This is a genomic window from Weissella cibaria, from assembly GCF_004521965.1.
Classification (GTDB): Bacteria; Bacillota; Bacilli; order Lactobacillales; family Lactobacillaceae; genus Weissella; species Weissella cibaria_A.
The window spans coordinates 53,283-76,745 of the sequence record NZ_SDGK01000092.1 but is presented as its reverse complement, the minus strand read 5'-3'; the positions used below and the strand labels follow the sequence as shown (position 1 = coordinate 76,745).

Sequence of the window (23,463 nt, the reverse complement as noted above, 5' to 3'; positions counted from 1 at the left end):
GGACTCAAAATCCAGTTCCCGCAAGGGAGTGTGGGTTCGACCCCCACCGACGGCATCGGAATCTTCGGGTTTCCTTCAAGCTTAGGCTTTTATCTAATACTAATCATGCCGTTGTGGCGGAATAGGCAGACGCGCTGGACTCAAAATCCAGTTCCCGCAAGGGAGTGTGGGTTCGACCCCCACCGACGGCATAAGTAGAGACCATTGGGTTACAAGTAAGACGTTCGAGAAATCGAACGTCTTTTCTTTTTGTTTGCTAGATTAAACAATGTCATAAAGTACCTGTTATCGTATCCGAAAGCGATTAAACTGTTGGCGAGGAGGTAATTATCAATGACAACAGAGAAATTAATAAGAGGTTTCGACCCGGTACAACGACCTCTGGCTGTCTAGATGACCGGGGGGGTAAAACCGAAATCAGCGCGACGGGACTATGTTTTGATCATCAACCAACACTGGATGAAATTCGCGCGGTGGCGGGTTGGCCTGCTGCTCAGCATGAAGCGGTCAATGAATTGACGGTACGGCCCATAAAATTGTCGGGGTGTCAGTGACTGAATTTGTTCAACAACGATATGATGACCGAGTTTTACCGACTGTTGTTTTCATTCATGGGGGCGCTTTTGTTGGCGAAAGCGTTGCGAATGTGACGCCAATTCTGCGGCAAATGGCGGATGCTGGGGCGCTACGAGTTTTTGCGCTTGATTATAGCTTGGCATGGTGCGCAAGAATTGGCCCGTGCAGGGAAGCGCGTTGCGTTAATCGAGCAGGAAAAAGTGTCAGGTACACGTACCAATTTTGGCTGCAATGCTAAAATTTTGCTCGATGGACCGGCGGAATTGTTACATCACTTACACAATTACCACGGTATTGGTATGAACGATGCGGTGAACCTTGTTTGGCCTGAATTGATGGCCTACAAGCACCAAGTTATCGATCCAATGGATGAAGCAATGGCGAAAATTTTGGCAGTCGATGGTATTGATGTTATTTTTGGGCACGCATCATTTGTTGGGGCCCACACGATTACGGTTAATGACGACATGTACACGGCTGATGATTTTGTGTTGGCAAAGGGGCAACGCCCAGCCAAGTTGCCGGTTACGGGTACTGAATTAACGCATGACAGCAGGGATTTCTTAGATTTGCCAGAAATACCTAAGTCAATGATTATGATTAGAGCTGGCTTTATCGGAATGGAGTTTGCGTCAATTGCGCAAGCTGCCGGTAGCGATGTTACGATTGTTGAATATGCTGACCGGGCATTGGCTAAATTTGATGCAGACTACACCAACCGAGTAGTTGAGTTGATGACGGCTAAAGGCATCAAGTTTGCTTTTATAATGCAGTTGAACAGATTTCACAAGACGGTGATATTTTCAGCGTGAAAACGTCAAAAGGCAGTACATTCCAAGCGGACATGGTCTTTGATACAACTGGCCGCGTACCCAATACCCACGATATAAATTTAGCATCAATTGGTGTTGAGACCAATCGTGGCGGTGTCATTGTGAATGATCACATGCAAACCACGGTGGCGCATATTTACGCCAGTGGTGATGTTGTTGCGAAGACAATACCAAGATTGACGCCAACGACCACATTTGAGTCATTGTATATTGCGGACATTTTGTTAGGTCATACAACCGCATCAATTGCATATCCAGCAGTACCATCAGTGACGTTTACGTTGCCACGGATGGCGCAAATTGGGGTATCAACTGCTGAAGCGGCTGACGCGGATGAGTATAATGTCTATGATATTAACTTTGCGCAATTGGGGATGTTTGCTAGCCATCATGACACGGAAGCCAAAGTGAAGATTGTATTGAATCAGCAAAAACAGTTGGTCGGGGCCACATTGATTGGGGATGTGGCGCCGGAAATTGTGAATACGTTGGTGCCAATTATCAACCATAAGTACACGAAGGCGGACTTGAATAAGACGATTTATGCCTTCCCCACGCCGTCAGCGATGTTACCAATGTTGTTGATGAATTTCTTAGCCTAATAATCTACATAGATAGCTCGGTGAGAACCGGGTTTTTTAATTTGAGAATAACTATTTTTGAACGAGCAGTTAAGTATATGTTATTAAGCGAATTATTATACATAATTATGATTAACGAGGCGCATAAATGTCGGTTAAAAAATGGAATGAATGAAGTAGGGTGGTTAGAAAAGATTATGGCTGTGTGTAAGTCAAAGTGGGTGTTGGGGGTATTGGTAGTTGGGGTGTCGGCTTCGGCTGCGGTTTCCGGTTGGAATGGTGCAACTAATATGAATACGGTTACTCAGGTGCTTGGCCAATTGGATGAAAAGATAAAAGAAATTCAACAAAAAGTGCGGATGGTAACCGTCAAGTTGAATTGAAACAACAAGAAGTTGATTGTTTAAGTACGCAGGTTGGTAGTTTAAATGGGCAATTGGATAATTTGCAGAACTAAATGACGAACGTCACGAATCAATATAATGATTTGCAAAATACATCACACGCGCAAATTAGTTTGCTATCATCAGAAGTTGACGATTTACGTAATCAATTACGAGCGACTGAACAAGATGCACAAAATACAGCGGATAATGCACAGAATATTTTGGCAAAGCACAACAATACTAACGTCTAAAATGGTCATTTTGGATGCAGTTCCTCGCAGTTTATGGGTTAAGTAGTAAACTGATGCTAAGGGGGATGCCAAATGAAAAAATGGATGAGTACAATCATTGCGTTAGTGGCGATAGTTGGCGTTGCATTTGGGCTACATCAGTCGCTGAAATTGAAGCGTGATACAGCAAAGTATACCTATTCTAATGTGCCAACACTCTTCATTCACGGGTATGGTGGCACTTTGAATTCGACGAAAGAGTTGGTCCGTGCAGCGGAAAAAGCAGGTGCGGCAAAGAAAATGTTAACGGCGCGTGTTACGAAGGATGGTCAAGTGAAATTGTCGGGCCATTGGGATAAGAATAAGTACAATCCAATGGTTCAAGTTGTTTTTTCGGACAATCGTAATGCAGATTTTCACACGGATGCGAAATGGATCAAACACGTCATTGTGGCCTTGCAACAGCGCTATGGGATTAAGTCGTTTAATGCGGTCGCCCATTCGATGGGAAATTTGGGGTTGCTGACGTATGAAATGACGTATGGTCAGGATAAATCATTACCGCAACTGCGCAAACAAGTAAACATTGCGGGGCATTTTGATGGCATTCTCGGTTTGGATAAAGAGGTTGCCGATAATACGTTGGATGCACAAGGCAAGCCAACGAAAATGGTATCGTATTATGAATGGTTATTGGCCCATCGGGATAATTATCCTGATCAACAAGTGGCAGTTTTGAATATGTATGGTGATTTACATAATGGCAGCCACTCAGATGGGCGAGTCACGACAACGTCAGCGAAGTCGCTGCGTTATCTGTTAGGAAACAGGCCAAAAACGTATCGCGAGAAAGAAATTGTTGGGCCAAGTGCACAACATAGTAAATTACACGAGAATAACCAAGTTGTTGACCGGGAAATGATTAATTTCTTGTGGGGTAAGCAGAAACGTTAGCGCAACTAGTAAAACGTGTCGTCTATAGATAGAAAAACCGCTTAGAAAATTTTTCTAGGCGGTTTTTTGTGTGGTGGACAAATGAACTTTGTAAAGTAACAATTTACGAAATGCATACCGAATTAAAAAGTAATCACAATCAAGCCTAAATGTTGGACGACTAGTCTAATAAATGTGGCAGGGATAGGACGATTTTGCCAAAGCTGATTAACAATTAAAAGATTTGTTTTTGTTAAAACGTTTAACGTTAATTAGGATATTGACGTAAATGATAACGTAAAGGTATGATATCGACATAAATACTAACGGAGAGTTACTTTTCGGCTTTTGGCAGGATGCACCGGAGCCATTATTAAGATTTTTTGTTGAGATATGGGGGAACAATCGTGAATGTGAGGTTTGAACATGTAACGCTGACATACAACAACGGCGTTGAAGTGCTACATGATATGGATTTTGAATTGCCGGATGGCGAATTGATTGCTTTGTTGGGGCCGAGTGGTGGCGGAAAATCAACTACTTTGAATTTGGTATCGGGTCTACTGCGAGCAACAACAGGAAAAATATTTTTCGGGGATGATGAGGTTACTGAAAAAGATGCTCTGCAACGTGGCGTGGGGATGGTTTTTCAAAATTATGCGTTATACCCGCACATGACCGTGTTGGAAAATATTGTTTTCCCGATGAAGATGGCGAAAGTGGCGAAAGACGTTCGTAATGAACGTGCTCACGCTTTGGCAAAATTAGTACGAGTGGATGACCAACTAAATAAGAAACCGGCTGCTTTGTCTGGCGGTCAACAACAACGTGTCGCCATTGCCCGTGCATTGGCTAAAAATCCTAGTGTGTTGATGTTGGATGAACCGTTATCTAATTTAGATGCCCGTTTACGTGTTGAAATGCGCGAAGAAATTCGGCGTATTCAACAAGCGACGGGGGTTACGACGATTTTTGTCACGCACGACCAAAGCGAAGCGATGCACGTGGCTGATAAAATCATGGTCTTGAATGATGGTGTTATTCAGCAATTTGATTCGCCACAATCGTTGTACCAGAATCCGCAGAATCAATTTGTGGCTCGCTTTATTGGAGAACCGGTGATTAATGAAATACCGGCAACTGCCTTGCGTGAGCGTATGGTGTTGCCAGCAACAGCAGTGACTGTTGGTATTCGGCCGGAAGCGATTAAGAGTTCGGTGATGGATGCGCCAGTGTTATCAGTAACCGCGGAACGAATTCAAGCGTTTGGCCGGGACCGGCAGGCAACATTACGACTGGGCGATTATCGGTTAGTTACCACGGAAATTGTCGAAGCTGTTGATCAGGTGTCTTTGGATAGGACTGGAGTGCATGCCTTTAATGCAGCGGGTGAACGTTTGCTAATTGATTGGGATGGTAAACGGGCATGATGAATAATACGAAACCGACTTGGCGTGATAATTTGAAAGCGTTAGGTTATTTATTGCCTATGCTTATCATTGTTGGGGTGTTCAACTTGTATCCAATTATCAAGAGTCTAGCGATGAGTTTTTACACGGACTACAACTTTTTTACGAACAAAGTTAACGCAATTGGGTTTGATAATTTTAAAACGTTATGGCAGGATGATAATTTTCACTTAGCGGTTTGGAATACGATTGCTTTTGTGGTAGGAGTAGTGCCTGTTGAAATTATTTTGTCGTTAGCGATTGCAAGTTTACTCAATCAAATAAATCGATTGGCTGGTTTGTTTCGAACGTTGTATTTCATGCCGTTTGTCACCAGTGTTGTTGCGATTTCAATGGTTTGGCGGTGGATTTATAATAAGGATGCGGGGTTGTTGAATTATCTGTTGGGCTTTGTTGGTGTGCACCCAATCGATTGGTTAAATGATCCACATTATGCAATGCCGGCATTAATTATTCTAGCAATTTGGAAGGGCTTAGGATTTAATATCTTACTATTCTTGGTGGCCTTGAATAATGTTGATCGACGTTTGTATGATGCGGCAATGCTTGATGGTGCCAATAGTTGGCAACGTTTCTGGCATGTCACGCTACCGATGATTTCACCAATGACGTTCTTGGTGACGGTGAATGCGGTTATTGGATCGTTTAAGGTGTTTGATGAAATTTTTGCCTTGTTTGGTGGACAACCAGGACCAGGGCACAGCACATTAACTGTCGTTTATTACCTCTATCAAATGTTTTATGAACAGAATAAGTATGGATTGGCCGCGGCCTCAGGGGTGGTGCTCTTCCTGATGATTTTAGTTGTCACCCTGTTCCAATTTTGGTGGAGCAAGAAACACGTCCATTATTAGGAGGGTGTCATGCAATCAAAGAAAATATTAGTCTATATCCTGTTGATTTTGGGGGCTTTGACAATGCTACTACCATTTTTTTGGATGGTTTCGACGGCGTTTAAAACAGGCTTTGAAGCATTACAAACGCCACCAACATGGTTGCCGAAGCACTTTCAGTGGGGTAACTGGGTGCGCGCATGGCAAGCGGCGCCATTTGCCACGTACTTGATTAATTCGGTGGTTGTTTCGCTGGCCACAACACTGGGTCAATTGGTAACGTCAATCCTAGCGGCGTTTGCATTTGCAAAACTGAATTTTTCTGGCAAAAAAGTGTTATTTACGATTTTGTTAGCGACAATGATGGTGCCGGGCGAAATGTTAATCATTCCTAATTTCGTAACGCTATCAGAAGTACATTTGGTGAACACTTATGGCGCTCTGATTATACCGTGGTTAGCATCCTTTTTCGCGGTGTTCACGCTACGGCAGAGTTTTACGAGTGTGCCGGATCAATTGTATTATGCCGCCCGATTGGATGGCGCGAGTGATTGGCAATTTTTATGGCGCGTTTTGGTGCCAAATGCGAAATCAACGATTACAGCAATTGGCCTTTTGCAAATTATTGGGAGCTGGAATTCCTTTATGTGGCCGTTAATCGTCACGAATACGGAGAATATGCGAACGCTTCCGGTTGGGTTGCAGGCATTTTCAAGCGATTCGGGCGTGCAATATCCAGAGCTAATGGCGGCGTCAACGTTCGTTATTTTACCAATGGTCGTCATGTATTTATTGCTCAATAAGTATGTCGTAGCAGGTATTTCGAATACTGGTATCAAAGGTTAATTAGTGACCGTTCACAGTATGTTTGTGAATGGTTTAGTGGTGATGACAAAGTTGTCGGCACTAAACTGTTCGGAAATATCACAAGGGCCCTGTGATGTGTCTGACAGTCAGCGGTTGTTATTTTTTTGTGGGAAAAAAGGGGAAAGTTAACATGAAGACTTGGACGAAATTGTTCGCAGGTTCAGCGGTATTGGCATTGGCATCAGGTGCATTCGCAACGGCGGTTCCAACGGCTGCGAATGCAGCATCAAAGCCAACCAAGATTACATTCTGGCATGCCATGACTGGGAACTACGCCAAGGCGTTGCATGACCAAATCAAGACGTTTAACGCATCACAATCAAAGTATGAAATTGTTGCAACGGCGCAAGGCGATTATACGACCTTGAATCAAAAGGTGATGGCGGCAGCTAAGTCAAAGACGCTACCTGACATGGCCCAAGCAACCTATACCCAGGTGCCAGATTATGCGAAAGATGGCATCGTGACCAATTTGGATAGTCAAGTGAAGGGGAAATCCGGCTTATCGAAGGATGATTTGAAGAACATCTATCCAGGTTTCTTGGAACAAGCAAAGTACAAGGGGTCTTACTATGCGATGCCATTTTCAGCTTCGGCCCGCGTGATGTTCTATAACAAGTCGATCTTAAAGCAATATAATTTAGCAGTTCCCAAGACATGGGATGACGTCGCAAAGATGGCAAAGACGTTGAAAGCGCACAATATTGCAGCGGTTGGTTACGATAAATCATTTGATATGGAATGGAACTCAATGGTTCGATCAGCCGGTGTAAAGTTGGTGACGCCGGCAGGTAAAGTGAACGTTAACTCGAAGCAAGCAGTTGCGGCAGCTAAAACAATTACTGATATGGTGGACAATGGCGAAGCGTTGACGGCCGGCTCTGACATTTACGGGACGACGAATTTTGTTAATGGTAAAACAGCGTTGTCATTCTCATCATCAGCCGGTATTTCAGCAACCAAGGCTGCTGCACCACAAGGATTTGATTGGGGTACGGCTGTGATGCCTTCATATAAGGGTAAGCAAGCGACAATGCTAGCAGGTAATAATTTGGTTACGACTGCACAAGCTTCTAAGAAAGAACAGGCGGGGGCCTTTGCCTTCATGAAGTTCTTGGCGTCAGATAAGCAAACTGAGAAGTGGGCTGAAGCAACCGGTTATTTGCCAATCACGAAGAAGGCAGCCAATTCAGCTGATTACAGGGCGTACTTAAAGGCGAACCCATTGGCCAAGGCTGCTTCTGATTCATTGCCAGGGGCTTTCTCGGATACGGCATTCTTAGGTTATCAAGAGTACCGCACTGATTTGCTAAGTGCCACGGATGCAATGCTAACGAAGAAGACGGCGCCAAAGGATGCATTGGACACCTTGCAAAAGCAAACAACGAAGATTGTGAAGGATAACAAGTAGTATGACGACAACGGTAACGGTTCTGAACGGAGTCGATACAATTGGTGGTAATGTGGTGGCGTTTGAAACGCAAACGGCTCGGGTGATTATGGATTTTGGGATTAATTTTGCGCCTACTGACAGCCAACCGGATAATTTGCTAAGTGACGAGGTTTTGCCAGCTTTGCCAGATTTATTTACAGATATCGCAGGTGATAAGCAGACTGCCATTTTTATCTCCCATTTGCATTTGGATCACATGGGGGCACTGAAGTATCTGACGAAATTGACGCCGGTTTACATGACAACGGAATCGGAAACACTTTATGAAGAGTTGAGTCGTCAGGACTTAGAGTCAGCACCCAATGTACAGGTGCAAGTGATAGCACCGAATAAAGATGTGCAAATTGGCGATTTAACGGTTCGTGCATTCGCGACGGATCACGATATTATGGGTGCCGTAATGTTTGAGGTTACGGACGGACAATACCGCTTTGTGCATAGTGGCGATGTGCGTTATGATGGTTGGCACCCAGAACGTGTCACGGCTTGGACGCAATACTTGCATGAACATCGACCAGATTTGTTTTTTATTGAAGGAACTGAATTTTCGTTTGATGACGATACATCACGACAACGACGAACTGAAGCGACTGTTTTAACTGATTTTACGAACGCAATGGCATCTGATGAGCTAGTTGTCATTAATCCGTATGAGCGTAACGTTGAACGGCTAATGAACCTGAGTGCGGCCGCCCGCCAGGCAAATCGTGAATTGGTTTGGGACGAACGCTTTGCTGGCATTCTTCGTGCAATGGGCGCGTTTAATGAGATGATGCTTGGACAAGATGTTACAGTGGCGGATATGCAACAACAGCCAGGCCGATACGTCTTGCAAAATCACTTTGATAATATACATTTGCTCGATGCGTTTGTTACATTTAGTTATTTGCATATGAACGGTGAGCCGTTAGGTGATTATGACCCACGTTATGCTGATCTAAAAGCGTATCTTGAGCAACGTGGTGTGACGCTACAACTTGCGGGTGCTAGTGGCCATGCGACACCTGATGATTTACTGCGAATCGCAGTGGAGGTCGATGCGAAAATGACAGTGCCTTGGCACTCATTCCATCCAGAATGTGAGGCAGAAGCGTTGCGACAGATTGGTATCGAGACTTACTTGCCGAAGAAGGGTGAAACTTTTACGTTTGAATAGTTTGCAAAAAGAGACTGGACGGTATCTGTTCCAGTCTCTTTAGTTATATGCTATAAAAAATTAAATTAGCACTTATCTATTATGAGTGCTAAAATAATGTTATCGAGGACATTGCTTTGAAGAATAGTCATGAGGGAGGCTGTTTATTATGGCACAAGTACCATTTGGTTTTTCAAATATTGATGATATTTTTAGGATGATGAATAACGAAGCAGCACGTAATCAAGCTGCACAAATGCGTCAAGGGCAGGATCCGCGCGCACAACGGTCGAGTAACGACGGTAATGGTAAGCGTGGCATGTTAGACCAATACGGGATTAACATGACCGAATTAGCGCGCCAAGGAAAGATTGATCCGGTTATCGGTCGTGATAAAGAAATTGCCCGGGTCATTGAAATTTTAAACCGGCGTACGAAGAATAATCCCGTGTTAATTGGTGAGGCTGGTGTTGGAAAGACTGCCGTTGTCGAAGGACTAGCACAAGCTATCGTTAATGCGAAAGTACCAGCTAAGTTGCAAGGCAAGGAAGTCATTCGTTTGGATATGGTTTCTTTGGTACAAGGGACGAGTATGCGTGGTCAATTTGAAGAGCGCATGCAACAATTAATGACGGAAGTATCTGAACGAGATGATGTCATTATTTTCATTGATGAAATTCACGAGATTATGGGTGCTGGTACGACTGGTGATGGCTCAATGGATGCCGGTAATATTTTGAAGCCGGCATTAGCCCGCGGTGAATTCCAATTAGTTGGTTCAACGACGCTAAATGAGTATCGTAAAATTGAGAAGGATTCGGCGGTCGCCCGTCGTTTCCAAACAGTTCAGGTTAATGAACCGTCAGCGGATGAAGCACTACAAATTTTGCAGGGTATTCGTGGCCGCTATGAGGATTATCACAAGATTAAGTATACGGACGACGCGTTGGCAGCAGCTGTTGACCTTTCAAACCGTTACATTAATGACCGTTTCTTGCCTGATAAGGCTATTGATTTGATTGATGAAGCTGGTTCGCGTAAGAATTTGACGGTGAAGGTTGCTGATCCAGCTGAAATTGAAAAGCAAATGGCAAATGCTGAAAAGCAAAAGCAACGCGCCGTTAATAACGAAGATTTTGAAAAGGCCGGCTACTGGCGTGATCAAGTGAACCAATTGACGTTACAACTTGAGGCTGTTAAGCAACAAGCACCGCAAAATGAGCGGGCGCAACAAGTCACGGTAGCAGACATTCAGCAAATTGTTGAAGAACGGACCGGTATTCCAGTGGGTGAATTGGCCGAGTCTGAGCAAAATCAATTGCGTAATCTTGGGGAACACTTAGCTGCCCATGTTATTGGTCAAAAGGAAGCCACAGATAAGATTGCCCGTGCAATTCGTCGTAATCGTGTCGGATTCAATAAGACTGGTCGACCAATTGGTAGCTTCTTATTTGTTGGACCAACCGGTGTTGGAAAGACGGAAACAGCCAAGCAGTTAGCCGAGGAACTGTTTGGTTCGTCAGATAATATGATTCGCTTTGATATGTCAGAGTACATGGAGAAACAGTCGGTTTCAAAGCTGATTGGAGCACCAGCTGGTTACGTCGGGTATGAAGAGGCTGGCTTACTAACCGAAGCCGTACGACGTCAACCATATTCGTTGGTTTTGTTAGATGAGGTTGAAAAGGCGCACCCGGATGTAATGAATATGTTCTTACAGGTGTTGGATGACGGCCGTTTGACGGACTCGCAAGGTCACGTGGTGTCGTTTAAGGATACGATTATCATCATGACGTCAAATGCCGGCACGGGTGATAAGACAACGACGGTTGGATTTGGGACCAGTGCTGGGCAGGCAACGGCTGATTTGCAAGCCAAGTTAGCGCCGTACTTTAAGCCAGAATTCTTGAATCGTTTTGACGACATTGTGTCGTTCAATGCATTGAACAAGGATGACTTAACGCAAATTGTTGACTTAATGTTGGCTGATATGAATACAGCGATTGCAGTTCAAGGATTACACCTGGATGTCTCACCGGAAGCAATGGAGAAGTTGGTGACGTTAGGCTATAACCCAACGATGGGGGCTCGGCCATTGCGCCGTGTCATCCAAGAGCAATTGGAAGATCGGGTAGCTGATTTCTATTTGGATAATCCAGATGTTAAGCAACTCCAAGCAACCGTTGTTGATGATGCCATTACAGTGACTGCCGAATCGGTAGCGCCCGCAACGGTAACAACAGAAGAGTAAATAAAAATACCTGATCGGTTATGCCGGTCAGGTATTTTTGCTTATTTTTTAGTTAAATCAGCGTAAGTTTTGATATCAGACCCCTTCTTGGTAATCAAAACCGACTTCGTGAACAAATATTCGCGCCCAAAGGTGTAGGCTTTTTGGCGCTCAGGTGTAATCGACATATCGTTGTAGACGACGTCATATTTCTTAGTATCCAGGCCGGAATTCAAAGAATCAAATTTAGTTTGCACAAAGACGGGATTCAGCTTGAGTTGCTTTGGTACGTCTTTTGATAATGCTACTTCAAAGCCAGAAAGTTTACCTGACTTTGTTCGGAATGAAAATGGTGCGAAACCGCCCTCCAAACCGACTGTTAGTTGTTCCTTATGAATAACGTTAAGGTGACCAACTGTTACAGCACTAGCGTTTACAAACGCTGGCGCTGAACAATGTCCCTGTGGCTAAGCCAACAAGTGCTAATTTGTAATAATGCTTGTACATGTGTTCGACACGCCCTTTCAAAAGTATGCCGTCATTCTAAGCTTGTGAAGATATTGATGTCAAAAAATTAAAAACAGTCTGGTTTAGGGAAAATTTAACCGCTAGTCGTCCGTTAAGACGCTAGTGATTTCTACAATATCAGCTGGTGTCGTCCGGCAGCAACCGCCAATGATGGCGGCCCCGTTGGCTTGCCAAAGTGGCGCCAAATTTGTAAATGACGCAGCATGTTCGTTTTCTTGCCAAGTTTTTGTGGCTGGGTCGTAAATATCCCCGTTGTTAGGGTAGATGATAATAGGTTTATCTGTGTACTCCTTAATCAACGCAACTGCATCAGCGATATTTTCCATGGCGGTACAGTTGATACCGATGGCACAAATTTGATCGACGTCGTTAAATGCTTGGACAGCTTCCGCCAGTAGTGTGCCATCCCAAAGCTCACGACCGTTATCGTTGATGCTAAATGAAATCCAAGCGTGTTGCGTTGGAAATTCGGTTTGCAGTAAATCAACCAGTGCTTGTACTTCCGCAAATTTAGGTTGGGTTTCAAAGGCGAAACCGTCAACCCCAGCGGCGTCTAGTAGTTGCATGCGACGACGGTGGAAATCTTTGAATGCTGTCTGTGATAAGTCATATTTGCCGGTGTATTCGCTACCATCAGCCAGATAAGCACCATACGGACCGATACTACCGATAACTAGGGGATGTGCAGCGCGTCGTAATCGGTCATTTTTTGAGAGACCATCATAGTACGCTTGGCGCGCTTTAATAGCTAATGTCGCGCTAGCCGTGATCATTTCCTCAGCTTCGTCAGTTGTATAGCCCGCTGCTTCAAATGCAGGCACGTTTGCTTGATACGAGTTAGTGATTGCAACATCACCCCCTGCCTTGAAATAACTGGTGTGAACGTTAATGATAGCCTGTGGATTGTCACGTAGGGCTGTTGCCGACCAAAGTGCAGTGTTTGTTGCAATGCCACGCTTTTCAAGTTCTGTGGCCATTGCGCCATCAAGAACCAGATGACCGTTCTGCTGAATGTTTTCTGAGATAAGATCTGTCATGAATTTTACCGTCCGTATTGCTTATTTGTTAGTAATATTGCATTATATATGAGTTAATTCTAATTCTTTTGTAATTTAAACACAATAAAACGTTGGAGGTAGTTAATATGTCGGAAAATCATACAGGCTTGCATCGAGAAATGTCCGCCCGGCATTTATTGATGATTTCTCTAGGTGGTGTCATCGGAACGGGATTGTTCTTGAGTTCAGGTTACACAATTCACCAGGCAGGGCCAATTGGCACCATTTTAGCGTATGGGCTGGGAGCACTCGTGGTGTATTTGGTGATGTTATGTTTGGGCGAATTATCTGTTGCAATGCCCGAAACCGGTTCGTTTCACGTTTATGCAACGCGTTTTATTGGTCCAGCAACGGGATTTACTATCGCGATTTTATACTGGTTAACCTGGACGGTTGCGTTAGGTTCTGAGTTTACAGCAGCCGGGTTAATTATGCAGAATTGGTTTAAAGGGACACCAGTCTGGTTATGGAGTTTACTTTTCATGGCTGTGATTTTTGTGACTAATGCCTTGTCAGTACGCATTTTTGCCGAAGCTGAGTTTTGGTTTTCGAGTGTTAAGGTCATTGCGATTATTGGCTTCATTGTGATCGGCTTGTTAGCAATTTGTGGTATTATTCCAATTCATGGTTATTCATACGCGCCTGGGTTAACCAATTTAACGAAAGATGGCTGGTTTCCCAAAGGTATCGCCGGTGTTTTCACGACGATGCTGACCGTTAATTTTGCGTTCTCGGGAACTGAGTTGATTGGGGTGACCGCGGGTGAAACGAAGAATCCGGCGCATACAATTCCTAAAGCGATTCACACAACCTTGGCCCGGTTAATTATTTTCTTTGTTGGCAGTATTACGGTCATGGCTGCGCTGATTCCTTGGCAAAATGCTGGGGTTAGTCAAAGCCCGTTCGTCTTGGTGTTTAATCAAATCGGTTTGCCGTTCGCCGGTGATATCATGAATTTTGTTGTATTGACCGCGATTTTATCAGCCGCTAATTCAGGCCTTTACGCATCGACACGCATGTTATGGTCATTAGGCAACGAGGGCATGATTTCTCCAAAAGTGGCCCAGACGAATCATCGTGGGACACCGTTAATCGCATTGTCGTTGTCGATGGTGGGTGGTATTTTAGCGCTGTTATCAAGTGTGTTCGCCGCCTCGACGGTTTATTTGGTCCTTGTTTCTATTTCTGGTTTAGCGGTGGTCGTGGTCTGGATGGCGATTGCATACTCACAAATTCGCTTCCGACAGAACTGGTTGGCGACGGGGCACACGGTTGATGAGTTGACGTTTAAGACCCCTTGGTTTCCAGTTGTGCCGTGGGCTGCCTTCATTCTGAGCTTCTTGTCGTGTGTGTTGATTATATTTGATCCAACACAACGGATGGCGCTGTATTATATGGTGCCGTTCATAGGTTTCTGCTATTTGGCTTACTATGTTAAAGCAAAGCACCGGCACACGTACGCGGATATTTAAGTTAACTAGGTATAGTATCGATTGGGTGATGGCTTACCCCTTTATTAAGCGATTTTTACAAGGCGGGGTTAGAATAAACTTGACCATTGACTTTAATGAGAAAAGTTCTAATATTTATGTAACATAGAACAAAATAAAGATGTGTGCTTAGGGAGTTAATATGATAGCAGAAAATGAACACTTTTACGAAACTTTCCAACCTTCGCATTATGATTTATATCTTGATGTGAACCGCGGTTCAAAATTAATTACCGGACGCACGATAATTTCGGGTGAGTCGAAAGCATTGGCAATTGCCATTCACCAAAAATATTTAACGATTGACGCGGTTACCGATGAGGCGGGGGAAGCCCTAACGTATACGGTTGATAATGAACACGAAGCAATTCGAGTGCAGTTACGTGAAGTCGGCCCCACGGCACTAACGATTACCTACACAGCACCACTAACTGATACGATGATGGGGATTTATCCGTCATACTATGAGGTTCAAGGCGAAAAGAAGCAGATTGTTGGTACCCAATTTGAGACGACATTTGCCCGCCAAGCTTTTCCATCAATTGATGAGCCAGAGGCAAAGGCGACATTTGATTTGGCGTTAAAGTTTGACGAACACCCAGGGGAAACCGTCCTTGCGAACATGCCAGAAATCCGTGAAGCCGATGGCGTGCACTATTTTGCAACAACGGTTCGCATGTCAACGTATCTCGTTGCGTTTGCCTTTGGTGATTTGCAAAGCAAGACAACGCGCACAACAAGTGGTGTTGAAGTTGGTGTGTTTGCCACTAAGGCGCACAAGGCCAATGAACTCGACTTTGCCCTTGATATTGCGAAGCGATCAATTGAATTTTATGAAGATTTCTACCAAACGCCATATCCATTGCCACACTCATGGCAATTGGCCTTGCCTGATTTTTCAGCTGGGGCCATGGAAAACTGGGGGTTGGTGACTTACCGTGAAGCTTACTTAACAGTTGATCCAGATAATACACCATTGCGGCGTAAGCAAGTTGTCGCAACTGTGATTGCGCACGAATTGGCACACCAATGGTTTGGCGATTTGGTGACAATGAAGTGGTGGGATGACTTGTGGTTGAACGAAAGCTTTGCCAATATGATGGAGTACGTGGCCATTGATGCGATTGAACCAGACTGGCATATCTGGGAGCTTTTCCAAACGTCAGATGCGCCAGCTGCCTTGAGTCGTGATGCGACGGATGGGGTTCAATCAGTACATGTGCAAGTTGAGGATCCTGCTGAAATTGACTCACTCTTTGATGGGGCGATTGTCTATGCAAAGGGTGCCCGTATGTTGGTCATGGTGCGGGCATTGCTGGGTGATGACGCGTTGCGTAAGGGCTTGAAGGCCTACTTTGATGCACACAAGTACGGCAACGCAACAGGTTCGGATTTGTGGCAAGCGTTGGGTGAGGCGTCCGGCTTAGAAGTTGGTGCCATTATGAACTCATGGTTGGAGCAACCTGGTTACCACGTTGTGACAGCGACGGTTGTTGATGGTCAGTTGACATTATCACAGCAGCAATTCTTTATTGGTGCTGGTGAGGATAAGGGACGCCAGTGGCAAATTCCGTTGAACAGTAACTATGCTGCAGTACCAGAATTGTTAACTGACCAACAGATTGTAGTGGGTGACTATCAACAACTAAGAGCTGAAAACGGACAACCGTTCCAATTGAATGTTGGCAACAACTCTCACTTTATTGTGAAGTACGATGAGACTTTGTTGGCAGATATTCTACGAGATGCCAATAGCTTAAGCACGATTTCACAATTACAGTTATTGCAAGATCAACGCTTGTTGTCTGAGGGTGGCTTAACGTCATATGCGACGGTTGTACCATTGTTGCAGACGTTTGCGAATAGTGAACATGTCGTTGTGACGACAGCGATTTATCAAGTTGCGAATAATTTGAAGAAGTTTGTGACGCCATATTCTGAAGAAGCGCGTCAATTGCAGGTCTTCTTTGATGGCTTGAGTCGTCAGCAAGTTGCCCGACTAGGTTGGCAGGCAGAAGCAGGTGAGACCAGTGACGATGCCATTACACGGCCACTTGTGTTACGTGCAGCACTGTATGCTGAAAATGCTGATGCGATTGCAACAGCACATCAGTTGTTTGTTGATCAGCAAACTGATTTAGCAGCCTTGCCAGCCGAAGTACGTGGCTTGGTTTTGCAGAATGAAGTGGAAAACTTCGGTAGCGAAGCATTGTTTGACCAATTATTGCAAGCGTACGTTGCTTCATCCGACGCCAACTATAAGTCAGATATTCAGGTGGCACTGACTCAAACGACTGACCCCGCTTTGATTATGAAGTTGGTTGGAAAGTTTGAAGATGCCAATATCATTAAGCCACAAGACTTGCGCGCATGGTATCGTGGCGTTTTGGCTAATGATCGTGGCCAACAAGCGGCTTGGGATTGGATTCGGGCTGAGTGGCAGTGGTTGGATGATACCGTCGGTGGCGACATGGAATTTACCACGTACATCACAGTGACGGCCAGTATCTTCCAAACGGCTGAGCGTTTAGCTGACTTTAAAGCCTTCTTTGAGCCAAAGTTGCCAACGCCAGGTTTGACACGTGAAATTACGATGGACATCAAGGTTATCGAGACCCGTGTCGCGTTGGTCGCAGCTGAAAAAGAGGCGGTTAACGCCGCTATTCGAGAAGCAAATAAGTAATGGATTTGATAGAGTATCCGGTTATGAAAGCGGATGCTCTTTTTTTATAACTGGTTTGTAAGCGCTTACCAAATCTGATATAGTCAACTTAGCAGAGGTTCGTGTGATTTTTGGGGGACGACTATGTACGAATATGAAAATGTTAGTGTTGAATGGGCAGATAATACGGTTCGCTTCGATTATGTTGATCGAACGGACGAACGGGTGCCATTAGATATTCCGGAACATTGGCACGAAGAATTAGAGATTAACTATACGATTACCGGGGGCAATCGTGAATATGTTATTGACGGGGAAACTGAACAGATGGCAGCCGGTGATTTTGTGGTGGTTAATCCATTTGAGGTGCACGGTGTCCATCGAGCGAGCCGAGATACAAAAAGCTTATTATTGCTGATATCCCGCCGGTTTATTGAGAAGTTTGGTCCACGTCTTGGTAATATCCGGTTTATTTTGAAACCATCAATTTTCATGTCGGTGGAGCAACAGCAGGCGAAAGCAAAATTAGCAGATTTGATGTTATCGGTGTGGCAAATTACTAAAACGAATCATGAGTTTCGTGATGATGAATTAATTGGGGTCATCTTACAAATACTGTCGATGATGGCCAGCCATTTTGGCATTGAAAACAAACATACGGTAACCGATAACGTGGCGGACACGATTGCGTATGTCCAACGAATGTACGCGTCAGAATTGAGTTTGGAATTGCTGGCTGATCGTGTACACCTGAGCACGGCATATTTTGATCGGTGCTTTAAGAAGCAAACTGGCTATTCGGTGATGCAGTATGTAAATAAGATCCGGTCGATGCATGCCTATCAATTATTGACGGTGCATCATAAAGGGGCGACGTTTACTGCGACGGCAGTTGGTTTCCCATCGACGCAGGCCTTGAATCGGGGGCTGAAGAACAATTTCGGTCTAACCGCGACGGCATTAAAAAATAGTTAAGTAGCAGGTGAAGTACGTCAGTGTACTTCACCTGCTTTTTGTTTTTAGCGAAGGTGTCAATATTGTGGTCGGTGCCAGAATAGGGGGTGATTTTGACTTTTTAACTGGCTAAATACGACCTTGTCATGCAGGTGTCTTGTACGTTCCGTGTGATGTTTCCATAATCAAAAACGTAGTAATGTAAACGCTTGCATTGCAGAGAAAAAATTAGGTATTAACCATGCAAAATGGAGGGACATCGTCATGGATAACAAAATGCCGAATCAAGTGGGGTGGGGCGAACGAGTCGCCTACGCCATGTCGGACTTTGCGTGTAACACAATTTTTCAAATCGTCGGAACGTACTTCTTGGTTTTCTGTACGGATACTTTAGGAGTTGCTGCGGCAGCCGTTACAGGACTTTTCGTGATTACAGAAATTATTGATTCAATTGATGGAGTGATTTGGGGACAGTTCATCGATCGTACGCATACGAAGTGGGGAAAGTCATGACCATACTGGTTGTGGTTTGCCATTCCATTTGCCATCTTCTGTGTGATGGCATGTTACAGCAGATGACTCAGACCTACATCCAAAAGCAGGCCGGTTATTGCTTGCATTTTGGTAGTGTGTTGATGCAATTGCTTTACGAATTAATCATGTATTATGTAGTTGAATTGACGCCGACAGATTTAACTGAAGATGATCGTTTGAAGGCAGTCCTTGTGTATATTCATAAGCAGTATCAACCGAAAATTTCGTTACGCGAAGTTGCTGAGCGATTTCACTACAATCCAGACTATCTCAGTCGTATTTTTAAGCGCTAGGTGGGTGTTACGTTTGTTAGTTACATTTATCAGGTTCGTTTGGATGCGATTTACCAGGATGTTCTGGGGACCAATCAGCCGATTAAGACGATTTTTTCGCGACACGGTGCCAATAACGTTAAATTAGCAATGAAGTGCTTCAAAGAACTATATGGGAAAACGCCTAATCAGCTTCGTCATCTGACTACTGACGGTGGTAATTCTGATAATTATGAATAAGAATTGAAAAAGGCGTCAGTACTTCGGTTTTTAGTCGAATCACTTACGCCTTCTCGTATATGCCAAAAAATCATCGCGGTTGCGGTTAGCCCCGTTCAGCGTCTAGTGCCTCGTGCAAAATATTTGCGCCACGCATCATGCCATAATCCATCATATTGGTGTCGAAAACAGGGTAATCCTTACCATAGTCATCTTCATAGCGTTGGTTCATGTACTTCACTTGTGGTGCAGTCATAATTACAATTGGCTGATCTGTGGCGATTTGGTCACGGGCAGCACTATCAGAAACGCCAGTAGTGGTCACGTCTAGATTTTCAGCTTGAGCGGCTTCGTTCATCTTGTTGGCTAGCATTGAAATTGACATGCCGGCTGCATCTACTAAAACAATTCGCTTTGTCATGTGTATTACTTCCAAAGTCGAAAGTGCTGATATTCTAACTTATTTATAGTAAGCGATTTCCTTAATAACTATCATAAACCTATTTGAGGAATATGAAATGAAATAGGGTCATGTCTAAACGGTAATGAAAGCGCTTTTATGCTAAACTATTGGTAGGATAACTTGTTGTCGTGACAACTTGAAGGGGGATTAATCATGAAAGATATTTTGCCAGGCATGACCGTGCATTTAACAGTGGGCAATTTCACTAAGGGAACAATTACGGTGAACGGTCACATTCTAAAGTATCAGAGTGTTTACGAATTAGCACTTGGCGACACAGTTTGCATGTTTGATGCAGACACCGAAAATCAGACGGTGCGCTTGCGTAAGATTCCGGTGCACACGTATTAACGTAAAAGAGCGACAAGATTACCTTGTCGCTCTTTTACGTTATGTCCTATCTGACCAATATTTCTTCTGGTAGGCCTTACGGGGCATCATCATCATGTATTCTCGTAAGGGGTTCTTCTTATAGAACTGTTGGTGTTCTTCTTCGGCGTCGTAGAAAGGTTTTGCATCTTCAATGCTTGTCACAATTGGGTCAGTAAAACGGCCTGATGTCGCTAATGCCTCTTTGGAAGCTTCAGCCACTTGTCGTTGTTGCTCATCGGCAACGAAAATAACGGGGCGGTATGAGTCGCCGCGGTCGGCAAATTGGCCCATAGCATCAGTTGGGTCGGCTAGTTGCCAGTAGAGGTCAACCAGGTCTTGGTACGACACTTGTTGGTCATCAAACCAAACTTTGACGGCTTCAGTGTGACCGGTTTGGTGAGCGGCAACTTGTTCATACGTAGGATTTGCCACAAAACCACCAGTATAGCCAGAACGCACCTTTTCAATACCGGTCATGGTTTCAAATGGTTCGACCATACACCAGAAACATCCCCCAGCAAAGGTTGCAGTTTGTGTTGTCATCATTAATACCTCCCTTATGTCCTTATTCTACCGCGCAAAAATTAAATGAAAAGTAAATCTTTTCGAAGATACAAGTCGGATACAAATTTTACTTATGATAGACTGACGGTAAGTGATGAAAAGTAGGTGATGAATATGAAACGTACGTTGCTGATTGTGGATGATAGTGTCCGCATTAATCAATTGGTAAAAATGAGTCTGCAATCTTTGTATGATATTCGTCAGGCGTATACCGGTGAGAAAGCGATCGCGATATTAGCTGCCGACAAAATTGATTTAGTGTTACTAGATATTACCTTACCTAAAATGAGCGGTTATGATGTTTTGCCATATGTCATCGATGCACAGGTACCAGTTATTTTCTTGACAGCAAAGACCGAGGTCGGTGATGTTGTGCAAGGCCTGCAATTAGGCGCGGATGACTATATTACGAAACCGTTCCATTTGGAAGTGCTAAAGGCACGAGTTGAAACCGTATTACGACGAACAGATGGTCAAACGGATCAGATTTTGCATTATGGTGAGTTAACGGTCAATGTTCCCCAACAAACCGTGCAGCGCGGTGAACAAATCATCGATTTGACCCGTAAGGAATTCGAACTATTGGTGTACTTTATCCGTAACCAAGGGGTTAATTTGACCCGTGATGCGCTTTACCAAGCGTTGTGGGACTTCGCGGATGACGCGAATGACACACGCACGGTCGATTTACATGTGCAACGACTTCGCAAAAAGTTACAGCTGACCGATGATGTTGTCACGGTTTTTAAAGTTGGGTATCGGATGGTTGCGCAATGAAAATATCAGTTAAATTATTTTTATCATTCATTGTGATTATCGTTGCCTCATTAGCGATTAACAGCGTACTGGTGTTGCATCGGAGTTTTCAGAGTGGCTTGCAGGAAAAAGAGAACAGTACCACCATGCTGAATAAAGTAACGGCGCGCCAGGTTCAACAACTGGACTATCAGCAAGTTAAGGGAATCAAGCAGGATCAAGTGGTCAAATTTGTCGGTGATACACAAGATAACGTTTTGATTTGGGACAAGCACCGTGACCTAATTTATCATGAAGATGTTGCGACCAATACGGCTAAGCAGATCAAGGTTACCACGTCGAATAAACAGCAAGTACAGTACTTATTGCAAGGTAACGAAAAGCTCGTTGTGGCGACGATTAAGGTCCGCTTATTACGTAAGACCTATTACATTAGCTCGTTTACTAACTTGCATACGGTTTATGTGGCTCAGAAGCGCTTGTTACATGATGTTCAGGTTAATCTACTCGTGATTTTTATTATTGCAGCCGGTGTGGTTTATGTGTTGACGAAACAAATCCTGGTACCGGTGTATAAGTTGCGTGGCGCAAGTCGATCCTTTCAGGAAGAACCAATGTCATACCAGCCATTACAGCCCGTGCGGCATGATGAGCTAACTGAGTTGATGATTGATTTCAATCAGATGGCCCAGCAAATTCAGGCGATGGTGGCTACGGAACGGCATAATGCGGACTTTCAAAAAGAATTTGCTAGTCATTTAACACATGAAATTAATACGCCACTGACGATTATCTTAGGGTATGCCGAATTGATTGCGGAACCAACCGTTGATGAGGCCACCAAGGCAGAAGCGGTGCATTATATCGTTGAAGAAAGTACCCGGTTAAAGGAGCTTGGTAGTCGGATTAGCCAGCTTATTCAATATGATCACGTGACGTTGGACACGGCTTGGGTATCAAGCGATGAGGTGCACGCCAAGGTGACGGATATTATTGTCGGCATTCGGCAACAAGTCACGCAACCAGTGGACTTTCGTTATGAGACGCCGCAATCGTATCAACTCAACACTGATATGAGTTTATTTGCCGAAATACTCGTGAACGTGTTAGATAATGCCATTAAGGCGTTGCCAGATGTTGGTGGACGCATCGTCGTCAGTGAGTCGCTAACGACAGATGGGTTAGAAATGCAAATTCAGGATAATGGGCATGGGATTGCAACCGAAAAATTAGGCGATGTGTTTGCCCCATTCGTCACGGGAAGTCAAACGGGCGCGGATGACCATCTTGGGTTGGGGCTATCAATTGTACAGCGCATTAGCGAGACCCTAAATTGGCAAATCACATTAAAAAATAACAGTGAAGGAGCAGGCGCAATGATCATCATTCAGATACCACAAGCGTCCATTAAATTATGAAGCAAAAGCAAAATTTATTAGTGATCATCCTGTCGATGTTGATATTTGCTGGTGTAGTCAGTGGATTGCAATGGTTTGTTGCCTGGCAGGACACTCACTATACGAAACGGTTATCACATGAAGTTGATTACACGTTGCCGAATGAAAAAAATAGTAAACTGACCAATGCCCAAACGTTAGCGGTTATTTTAGATTATCCAAGTGCCATCAAATTCAAAAGCGATGTCCTTGAAGCGGGGGGAATCAACGTTGCGGGAATTACGCAGCAGGTGACGGGGATTGCGTTGCCAACAATTAAGGTAAAATCCGTTGAGAAACGAGTCTATCATTCTGAAAATGGTGAGGTGGTAACAGCCTTTGCGGTCACAGCAACTGATGCTGATAACGATATCGAGTTTGAATATGTACCGAGTAATCAATTGATTGTTAGTTTTCAATGGATTAGCCAGCATGTTGCCATTGATGAACAACAGGTCTTGCAAAATTGGCAACGAAATATTAGGCTCCCAGTTAAACATACGGCTTACTTAGCAGATGGTGAAGTTAGCCAGCTGTATAGTAAAACGATTGATTATCGTTTGACATATTCGCAATCAAACTTATTACTGATGCCGGTTTAGTTGATGTGATACAAGTTAGATACAACT

General features: G+C 44.2%; 23 protein-coding genes, 1 tRNA gene and 2 pseudogenes. 22 read left to right on the top strand and 4 right to left on the bottom strand.

Annotation, left to right across the window (positions count from 1 at the left end; translation table 11 throughout):
- Positions 1 to 107: 107 nt before the first annotated feature.
- The 13 genes and pseudogenes from EST42_RS10185 (at position 108) to EST42_RS10130 (ending at position 11,547) form a co-directional block, all read left to right on the top strand.
- Positions 108 to 191, top strand: a tRNA-Leu gene (locus tag EST42_RS10185).
- Between the two features lie 353 nt (positions 192 to 544).
- On the top strand, positions 545 to 814 hold the full coding sequence (locus EST42_RS11665; protein WP_425335790.1) for an alpha/beta hydrolase: 270 nt from the start codon (positions 545 to 547) through the stop codon (positions 812 to 814).
- Positions 777 to 1,537: pseudogene (locus EST42_RS11660) on the top strand (FAD-dependent oxidoreductase); the annotation flags it as partial. The gene EST42_RS11665 and the pseudogene EST42_RS11660, both read left to right, overlap by 38 nt.
- Positions 1,523 to 2,011, top strand: coding sequence for a hypothetical protein (locus EST42_RS11655; protein WP_425335791.1), 489 nt, complete (start codon positions 1,523 to 1,525; stop codon positions 2,009 to 2,011). The pseudogene EST42_RS11660 and the gene EST42_RS11655, both read left to right, overlap by 15 nt.
- A 146-nt stretch (positions 2,012 to 2,157) precedes the next feature.
- Entirely contained in the window at positions 2,158 to 2,373 is a 216-nt protein-coding gene (locus EST42_RS10170; RefSeq protein ID WP_167711252.1) for a hypothetical protein, read from the top strand.
- A gap of 74 nt (positions 2,374 to 2,447) precedes the next feature.
- On the top strand, positions 2,448 to 2,627 hold the full coding sequence (locus tag EST42_RS10165) for a hypothetical protein (protein WP_134645308.1): 180 nt from the start codon (positions 2,448 to 2,450) through the stop codon (positions 2,625 to 2,627).
- 72 nt (positions 2,628 to 2,699) lie between these two features.
- Entirely contained in the window at positions 2,700 to 3,560 is an 861-nt protein-coding gene (locus tag EST42_RS10160) for an alpha/beta hydrolase (protein ID WP_134645307.1), read from the top strand.
- 386 nt (positions 3,561 to 3,946) lie between these two features.
- On the top strand, positions 3,947 to 4,969 hold the full coding sequence (locus EST42_RS10155; protein ID WP_134645306.1) for an ABC transporter ATP-binding protein: 1,023 nt from the start codon (positions 3,947 to 3,949) through the stop codon (positions 4,967 to 4,969).
- Positions 4,969 to 5,862, top strand: a complete 894-nt coding sequence (locus EST42_RS10150; protein ID WP_209019494.1) for a carbohydrate ABC transporter permease — start codon at positions 4,969 to 4,971, stop codon at positions 5,860 to 5,862. Before EST42_RS10155 ends, EST42_RS10150 begins: the two co-directional genes overlap by 1 nt.
- A 9-nt stretch (positions 5,863 to 5,871) precedes the next feature.
- Complete coding sequence (locus tag EST42_RS10145) at positions 5,872 to 6,687, top strand: carbohydrate ABC transporter permease (protein WP_134645304.1); 816 nt, start codon at positions 5,872 to 5,874, stop codon at positions 6,685 to 6,687.
- A gap of 151 nt (positions 6,688 to 6,838) precedes the next feature.
- Entirely contained in the window at positions 6,839 to 8,119 is a 1,281-nt protein-coding gene (locus EST42_RS10140) for an ABC transporter substrate-binding protein (RefSeq protein WP_134645303.1), read from the top strand.
- Position 8,120: 1 nt separating this feature from the next.
- A complete protein-coding gene (locus EST42_RS10135; protein ID WP_134645302.1) occupies positions 8,121 to 9,317 on the top strand; it encodes an MBL fold metallo-hydrolase in 1,197 nt (398 codons plus the stop codon).
- A 148-nt stretch (positions 9,318 to 9,465) separates the two neighbouring features.
- Entirely contained in the window at positions 9,466 to 11,547 is a 2,082-nt protein-coding gene (locus EST42_RS10130) for an ATP-dependent Clp protease ATP-binding subunit (RefSeq protein ID WP_134645301.1), read from the top strand.
- A gap of 41 nt (positions 11,548 to 11,588) precedes the next feature.
- On the opposite strand, the gene EST42_RS10125 is transcribed toward EST42_RS10130, so the two are convergent.
- Together EST42_RS10125 and mmuM are read right to left on the bottom strand one after the other, a co-directional pair.
- Complete coding sequence (locus EST42_RS10125) at positions 11,589 to 11,897, bottom strand: transporter substrate-binding domain-containing protein (RefSeq protein ID WP_245150480.1); 309 nt, start codon at positions 11,895 to 11,897, stop codon at positions 11,589 to 11,591.
- A 237-nt stretch (positions 11,898 to 12,134) separates the two neighbouring features.
- Positions 12,135 to 13,091: a homocysteine S-methyltransferase gene (gene mmuM, locus EST42_RS10120; RefSeq protein WP_134645300.1), complete on the bottom strand. Its 957-nt coding sequence runs from the start codon at positions 13,089 to 13,091 to the stop codon at positions 12,135 to 12,137.
- A 107-nt stretch (positions 13,092 to 13,198) separates the two neighbouring features.
- Between mmuM and EST42_RS10115 the strand changes: the two genes are divergently transcribed.
- The 5 genes and pseudogenes from EST42_RS10115 to EST42_RS11300 all read left to right on the top strand — a co-directional run bounded on the left by EST42_RS10115 (position 13,199) and on the right by EST42_RS11300 (position 19,045).
- Positions 13,199 to 14,584 (top strand): amino acid permease, encoded by a 1,386-nt coding sequence (locus EST42_RS10115; protein ID WP_134645299.1) that lies wholly within the window; start codon positions 13,199 to 13,201, stop codon positions 14,582 to 14,584.
- A gap of 163 nt (positions 14,585 to 14,747) precedes the next feature.
- Complete coding sequence (locus EST42_RS10110; RefSeq protein WP_167711255.1) at positions 14,748 to 17,285, top strand: M1 family metallopeptidase; 2,538 nt, start codon at positions 14,748 to 14,750, stop codon at positions 17,283 to 17,285.
- A 123-nt stretch (positions 17,286 to 17,408) separates the two neighbouring features.
- Complete coding sequence (locus EST42_RS10105; RefSeq protein WP_134645297.1) at positions 17,409 to 18,239, top strand: helix-turn-helix transcriptional regulator; 831 nt, start codon at positions 17,409 to 17,411, stop codon at positions 18,237 to 18,239.
- Between the two features lie 243 nt (positions 18,240 to 18,482).
- Positions 18,483 to 18,728: pseudogene (locus tag EST42_RS10100) on the top strand (MFS transporter); the annotation flags it as partial.
- 65 nt (positions 18,729 to 18,793) lie between these two features.
- The gene (locus EST42_RS11300; protein ID WP_245150479.1) at positions 18,794 to 19,045 is read left to right on the top strand and encodes a helix-turn-helix transcriptional regulator; all 252 of its coding nucleotides are present in this window, start codon (positions 18,794 to 18,796) and stop codon (positions 19,043 to 19,045) included.
- A 304-nt stretch (positions 19,046 to 19,349) separates the two neighbouring features.
- Here EST42_RS11300 and EST42_RS10090 read toward each other — a convergent pair whose 3' ends face one another.
- Complete coding sequence (locus EST42_RS10090; RefSeq protein ID WP_134645296.1) at positions 19,350 to 19,664, bottom strand: PTS sugar transporter subunit IIB; 315 nt, start codon at positions 19,662 to 19,664, stop codon at positions 19,350 to 19,352.
- A 195-nt stretch (positions 19,665 to 19,859) separates the two neighbouring features.
- Between EST42_RS10090 and EST42_RS10085 the strand changes: the two genes are divergently transcribed.
- A complete protein-coding gene (locus EST42_RS10085) occupies positions 19,860 to 20,057 on the top strand; it encodes a hypothetical protein (RefSeq protein WP_010375137.1) in 198 nt (65 codons plus the stop codon).
- Positions 20,058 to 20,096: 39 nt separating this feature from the next.
- Here the strand turns inward: EST42_RS10085 and msrA are convergent, their stop codons facing one another.
- Positions 20,097 to 20,621, bottom strand: a complete 525-nt coding sequence (gene msrA / locus EST42_RS10080; RefSeq protein WP_134645311.1) for a peptide-methionine (S)-S-oxide reductase MsrA — start codon at positions 20,619 to 20,621, stop codon at positions 20,097 to 20,099.
- Between the two features lie 129 nt (positions 20,622 to 20,750).
- On the opposite strand from msrA, the gene EST42_RS10075 reads away from it, so the two are divergent.
- Genes EST42_RS10075 through EST42_RS10065 form a run of 3 tightly spaced genes read left to right on the top strand, consistent with a single transcriptional unit; the run spans position 20,751 to position 23,436 of the window.
- A complete protein-coding gene (locus EST42_RS10075; RefSeq protein ID WP_245150478.1) occupies positions 20,751 to 21,419 on the top strand; it encodes a response regulator transcription factor in 669 nt (222 codons plus the stop codon).
- Complete coding sequence (locus tag EST42_RS10070) at positions 21,416 to 22,816, top strand: HAMP domain-containing sensor histidine kinase (protein ID WP_134645294.1); 1,401 nt, start codon at positions 21,416 to 21,418, stop codon at positions 22,814 to 22,816. The genes EST42_RS10075 and EST42_RS10070 overlap by 4 nt, the downstream gene beginning before the upstream one ends.
- Positions 22,813 to 23,436, top strand: a complete 624-nt coding sequence (locus EST42_RS10065; RefSeq protein ID WP_134645293.1) for a hypothetical protein — start codon at positions 22,813 to 22,815, stop codon at positions 23,434 to 23,436. The genes EST42_RS10070 and EST42_RS10065 overlap by 4 nt, the downstream gene beginning before the upstream one ends.
- The last annotated feature ends 27 nt before the right edge of the window (positions 23,437 to 23,463 follow it).